The following is a 5,921-nucleotide window of genomic DNA, read 5'->3' as shown; positions in this document are numbered from 1 at the left end:
ATAATCGCGTCGCCAAACTCTGAACATTTCAGCAGCTTAGCGCCTTCCTTACCGTTGATGATTAAGTCCGCAGCTTCGAACTATTCCCTGTTACGCAGTAGTACATCCAATGTATCCCACTAGCCTCGGATACAAAAGGCTAAGATAGCCATTCCGACTAGATTGTATACTATTCTGCTACCTGATGATTCTTTTACTTTTGATAGCCACTTTGGATCTTCTTTCCCGATTAGTTCCTCTTGCTTTAGCAAGAATAATCGTCATTGCTTCATTTGTATGGCTTAACCAGCACATCGCTTCCCCCTGTTCACCTATCAATTGAAACAAGATATATTTGTAGTCATTGTACACAAGCTAAATCACTAAATAATTATCTGGTATACTTAACCAGCGAAATCGGTTGTAATATCCAAACATCCCGAAAATAATCTGTCACAACAATTTCGCACTTTATACCTGAATTCGACGACTTAGCAAGTCTTAACAATTAATTGAATTTTAATCTATCATATGGAATATGCTCTACATCCTTGATGGTAGAATAAATTCGAGCTGATTAATGTCAGAATGTTAAAATAGCGACTCCAAAGGAATCGCTCTAACATATATAAAACTTTTGCTGTGTAATCTTAATCGTTGGTCTCAGCAAAACAAGAAATGTAATATATAATAAGCCTATCATATTAACCATACCAGTGACTACAATATTTATTGCGCCATCCGGTAATACCTTTTTCCAGGTATGGTGATAAAATTGACTTTCTGTTAGTTACTTCTGTTTATGACAAAATCTCTTCATGACGTAGCAATCCCATAGACAACATAAAAAATTTTAGCTAGTCTGGTTATTAATTATAGCTTAAGTTAAATCACAAGAAAATATATCGCCATGAAAATATCACTTGCCAAAATAAAAGGAAATCTTTATTGTATCTTTTTCGACACTATAGAAAAATATCTCCCTATTTATAAACAAGAGAGAACATGATAAAGTCATTTCAAAAAATAATGCCCATGTCATTTTTTGTAAAAATGCTGCTAACAGCTTTTCTAACAGCGTTAGGAGGATCAGGATATATAGGATTTTTAAGCGAATATGCAACTTATTTTTATGCCTGGCATAATGGGTTTAGAATTCCGGCGGAAGGCTCTCCATATTTAAAAATAACAATCACCTCCCTAACTTTCATTTCTATTCTTGCTTCCTCTTTACTTTTTTTAATATCATACGTATTATTAGAAGGATATCGTCGACTTAATGAGAAAATGCAAAAACTACAAAGCATTATTGCAACCGCAATAAATGAAATCCTACAATCAACAGGTGTTGTGAATATTCACGTCAAGGCATTAAAGATCCTGTTAACCTTAACCGTAAACACATCTAAAATAAAACCCCATCATGCCATTTTAATTTTTGGTGTATTTATTTTCTGGAGCAGCCTTGCAGTAATATCATTCAGCGAAACAGTTAAATTATCAATCTCAGTGAAATTAGTAACCTCATTAATTATCTCAATATTTTACATATCAATACTACTTCCATTTACGCTTCCAAAACTTACAATGATCATATCAATAGTTTATGCTGGTGTTTTCTTATTAGCAGCACCATTTACATTATTTAACCAAAATATCTATGCTATTATTCTTGCCGAAATTGGATATGGCGGTGGGTCTAAAGTTGAGATACTGCAAAATGAAGGCCCAATAAAATATCATCTTCTTTTGAGAACAACTGATAGTATTTTTGTTAAAGGTGAGGGGAAAACGCCAACTGAAATTCCATTGAACGAAATCAAGTCAATAAATTACTTATCTCGTGATATAAAGTAGTTTTTTTAAAATAAACAAATAAAAATAGCTAAAAAGTTAAAGTAAATGAAACGAAATATCTGGGGGATAGCGGGGATAAATCATCTAGTTATTCATCTACCAGCGCTACTGCATCCCCATCTTTTCAAAAATAGCGTGCCTCTACACACTTTCGAATGGCATAATGGATAGCCTCAATGTATAATATTTCTTTCTTACATAATAGAACATCAACTAAAAAGGATATTGAAAAAGAGCAATAGTTCTTAGATATTTTTCTGGCAAGAATGCCCCACTCTAATTGAACTGTAGGTTTATTTTAAATTCTCACTTTTTGTTGTGTGATAACATATTCCATTCCAAAATTCTCTTTCGCCAATGTTTCTCTATGCTTTGAGTAAAATCTGAACGCACCAGTTTTGCCCTGTTTTCTGACCATTCGGTGTTTTCACGTCGGATAACAATACCTTCAGGGGGGCCATTTCTGTAATGGCTTAGTGATGCATTGAGCAAGTGCTTTAGTTCGAGCATCGTGGTTCTCCCTCTAAAAAACTCATAAGGAGTTATTAATCCAGCATGTCTGGCTAAAGAATTTCTCCGAGAAATGCTCCAAAATTTTCCAGCATTAGAATCATATACATCGAACATTATAAACCAGTCTGGAAGCGCACTATAGTCAAGAGAGTGGCGAGCAGCACACCATTCACCAAAAAGAATTAGCTCAGGTTTTAGCACTGCGGCCAAACCTTGGCGATGATGATTGAGCCATGAAGAAAGACGAGAAAATTGTCCTTTCCCTGGAAGGGTGAGTATATGGCCGCGATTCTGAAACTGAAAATTGCCATCATCAGTTAAAGATATACCAAGATTTGCACCGTCAATTTTTTCTTCCACGATCACATTGGCATTCAGGAGATCATATGCCTCAATGGCTGAGAGCACTTTATCCCCACGAGGAGAATGTTCACTGGCCCATTCAAGATATGGCGTATGAGGGAAACGGAAGAAATTAGTCATCGGTCACCTGGTAGATCTGGTAAATTGATATTTGGAAATTTTTGAGAGTAAAATCGACATACATCATTTGGACAAACAAAATCTACAGTTATATTATACTGTGCTAGTGTTGGCCACCAATTCAGCCACTTGCAATCGCCAGCTTGCCATATAACCGGTTTTTCTCCATGAGCGGATGCAACTGCCACAAATTTTCTGTCTGGAGGATCAAATGAACGTTCAAGTTCAGGATCAGGAAATTCAGAGAATCGATCTTTTTCTACTTCAGTTATACTAACCATTTCTACAAAATGCTCATTACCTACATGACGTAATAACCATTTAAGGAATACATCCCCTACCCCTTTTGGAGGACTAAGACTGGTTTTTCTCTTATATTCATTAAGAATTTTATAATCATCATCAATAATTATAATACCACTATCCTTAATATTCGATAAACGAAGGATGCATTCTTCTATGCAATCTACGGAAACATCATTATGTTGTTGATTTGCAATTAATAATACATTTGTATCTATTACTACTTTGCTCATTTTTTACCACCTTTTTCTGTGGCGAGCGTTTTTTTATGTTTTAAAGCGGCAAGTGTACGACCAGCAATGTCAGCCATTTCATCGCCAAAGAAATTCTCTGGCCAGTTTTCAATTTCACCAAAAATATTCAATCGCAAAGGCTCAAGTTCAGTTGCTGAACCATTACGTTGACAAAAATAGACTGCAACATCTTCTGGGCTAACTTTACCCTCGGCTACTCTGCGCTGCAACCGATTCAAAAAGTGTTCTGAATGGCTTTCTACGATTAATTGAACATTTCTATTCTTACCGTTTTCACGTGCTTGTGTAGCGGAAATGAAAACATCAGCGAGCTCAGCCTGAACTTGAGGATGTAAATGAATTTCGGGCTGCTCCATCCATATAGTAGAATTAGGTTGACAATAAAATGCCTGAACCAAAGCAGGAAGAACTTGTGATACACCGAAACCAACATCTGTTATTTTAACTTCACTTGCATTAGCGTGTGTTTTAACTACAACCTCATATTCTTTACGCCCTTCAGCAACGGGTCTAACAGCAAAGCTGTCGATTATTCCGAGATCTTTTAACCATTGAGCAATAAATTCATCAAAACGAGCTAGCTTTTGTTTTTGCCCCCGATTAAGTTTCCGTCCCTCCGAGCTAGCGGCTAAAATGGCTGCAATCGCTAATTCTCCTTTCTGTCCAACACTCTCCGGCGTTTCACCTGACCAAGAATAAATTCGTTTAGGATGATCTCGTAGCGGACCAAGATAGTGAACACTATTTAAAGCGGCTTCAACGTTTAATGCAAAATCCAAAAGAAAGTCAGCATTTTGGAAACGAGCACGACTTTGATCAGAGATTCGATAAAACTTATCGGGATCGTCTAAAGGCCAGATTCTACCGGTATTACGTACAAATTTATATTTTTCAGAGAATATACCAAGCTTGTTTTTCGAATCTCTCTGATATGTTATATCAAGCTGGTTAATATTTTCGTTGAGTAATTTATATGTTAGTTTATCCACTCTCGGTTGTTCTTTAGAATCTGCTGCAATTGCTGTAGTGAGTTGTAATTCATCACCTGAAAACTTTTTATGTGTTACAGGATCACGAACAACGAATTCTTTATCAGTGACTTTCCAACCTAATTCAAATCCTAGTACATTATTTAAGTCATGATTGTGCAAGCATTCTGCAAATGTACCCAGATCAATCAGCGAATTTTCGTCCCCTAAGTGCAATGGCCGCTTGCGATCAGCAGAAAGTGCGGTTTGTTTCAATGTCAATAATAAATGACCCAAGCTACTTTTCCCGGCACTATTTGCACCAAAAATAACAGTTAGCGGGGCAAGCCGAATTGGCCCAGTGTCTTTCCAAGCCTTGAAGTTACTTATTTGTAAGTGAGTAAGCATGAGTATGATCCTTTTTGTATATTCTTTGCCCATATGATCCCTCACGTCAGTTATCGAACGAGACAATTATATGAGTTTAGCTTTAGTGATGCATGCCGAAAAGATGTAATGATACTTTGCTGGTACCTGATGTTAAGGTAGTGCCGCATTTTTTCATAACATGCAATCAAAAACTCCTCAACAACACAGATATTCTATCCATAGCTAAGGGATACTGGATTCATAGGGAGCAGTCAACCAACTTTTGATAGCTTCTTAAGATTACTTTATCTAACATTCGTATACCAAACTTCCGAAAGTTATTGTTAAATGATGTAGCTCGTAAGGTTTATATTAATTAGCTTTATAACAATTTCAAAGCTAATGATAACCTCTATCCAACATACTCAACAGCTTTGCAAATCCCTCTGACAGGCACTATCATTGCTGCGCCCTACCATACGCATCGCAATCTAACATTTATATTATGTATGCTGAATAATTAGGGCACTTAAACATGCACATGATGTCCGTATACGAGGGCACTGGCTGTGAGCCCATGTTATTCTTCTACAATTGAGGTTTGATGTCATCTTGTATCTTCGCCACATTCTTGCCTACTGTACCGACATTGAACTCTCGGTACCAGAATTCTTCTTTTCAGTATTGGAAATACATATTGTTATACTGCACATAAAGCCCTAGGCTTCTTTCACCATTCAAATATCCATGACGCCAGGATACGCTTGTCTCCAGTGATATCGCCAGAAACATATGGATATGATATACAGACATACTGTCCACAAGATACTCCTGTTTTTCGATTCATACAGCTTTCTTAAAACGTGACTATTGCTCTGCTTTTCTCCTCGTAGAAAACCTGAATATTAACTTAGGTAGAAAAACTATATGATTGTTCAATTCCCTCGGGTGTGCGCGAGGCTTATCTCGACCCTAATCGAGATTCCTTTTGATTTCTTATTTCTCACTTGCAGTTACCAAACCTTAATTTAAAAAAAATAAATATGTTATTACTGGAAAGCTTTCCATAATAGCTAGCCTAATGGGATTTTCCATGCATATAAAAAAGGGAGCCGATTGGCTCCCTTTTTTAGAGGATTCAGCAACTGATTACATGTTCGCGATAATCGCGTCGCCAAACTCTGAACATTTCAGC

Annotated in this window: 4 protein-coding genes and 1 pseudogene; 1 reads left to right on the top strand and 4 read right to left on the bottom strand. The window is 36.7% G+C overall.

Annotated features, from left to right (window positions below):
- Positions 1-80, bottom strand: a pseudogene (locus LDK53_RS23090) (hypothetical protein); the annotation flags it as partial.
- A gap of 904 nt (positions 81-984) precedes the next feature.
- On the opposite strand from LDK53_RS23090, the gene LDK53_RS21750 reads away from it, so the two are divergent.
- Entirely contained in the window at positions 985-1,836 is an 852-nt protein-coding gene (locus LDK53_RS21750) for a hypothetical protein (RefSeq protein WP_225288052.1), read from the top strand.
- A 306-nt stretch (positions 1,837-2,142) separates the two neighbouring features.
- Here LDK53_RS21750 and LDK53_RS21745 read toward each other — a convergent pair whose 3' ends face one another.
- The 3 genes from LDK53_RS21745 to LDK53_RS21735 are packed head-to-tail and all read right to left on the bottom strand — an operon-like array spanning position 2,143 to position 4,798.
- Entirely contained in the window at positions 2,143-2,832 is a 690-nt protein-coding gene (locus LDK53_RS21745) for an RNA ligase family protein (RefSeq protein WP_225288051.1), read from the bottom strand.
- The gene (locus tag LDK53_RS21740; RefSeq protein WP_225288050.1) at positions 2,829-3,368 is read right to left on the bottom strand and encodes a hypothetical protein; all 540 of its coding nucleotides are present in this window, start codon (positions 3,366-3,368) and stop codon (positions 2,829-2,831) included. Before LDK53_RS21740 ends, LDK53_RS21745 begins: the two co-directional genes overlap by 4 nt.
- Entirely contained in the window at positions 3,365-4,798 is a 1,434-nt protein-coding gene (locus tag LDK53_RS21735; protein ID WP_225288049.1) for a DUF3696 domain-containing protein, read from the bottom strand. Before LDK53_RS21735 ends, LDK53_RS21740 begins: the two co-directional genes overlap by 4 nt.
- Between the last annotated feature and the right edge of the window lie 1,123 nt (positions 4,799-5,921).

Origin of the sequence: Enterobacter sp. K16B (assembly GCF_020216105.1) — a bacterium.
GTDB lineage: Bacteria > Pseudomonadota > Gammaproteobacteria > Enterobacterales > Enterobacteriaceae > Enterobacter > Enterobacter sichuanensis.
This window is presented reverse-complemented; position numbering and strand designations above follow the sequence as displayed.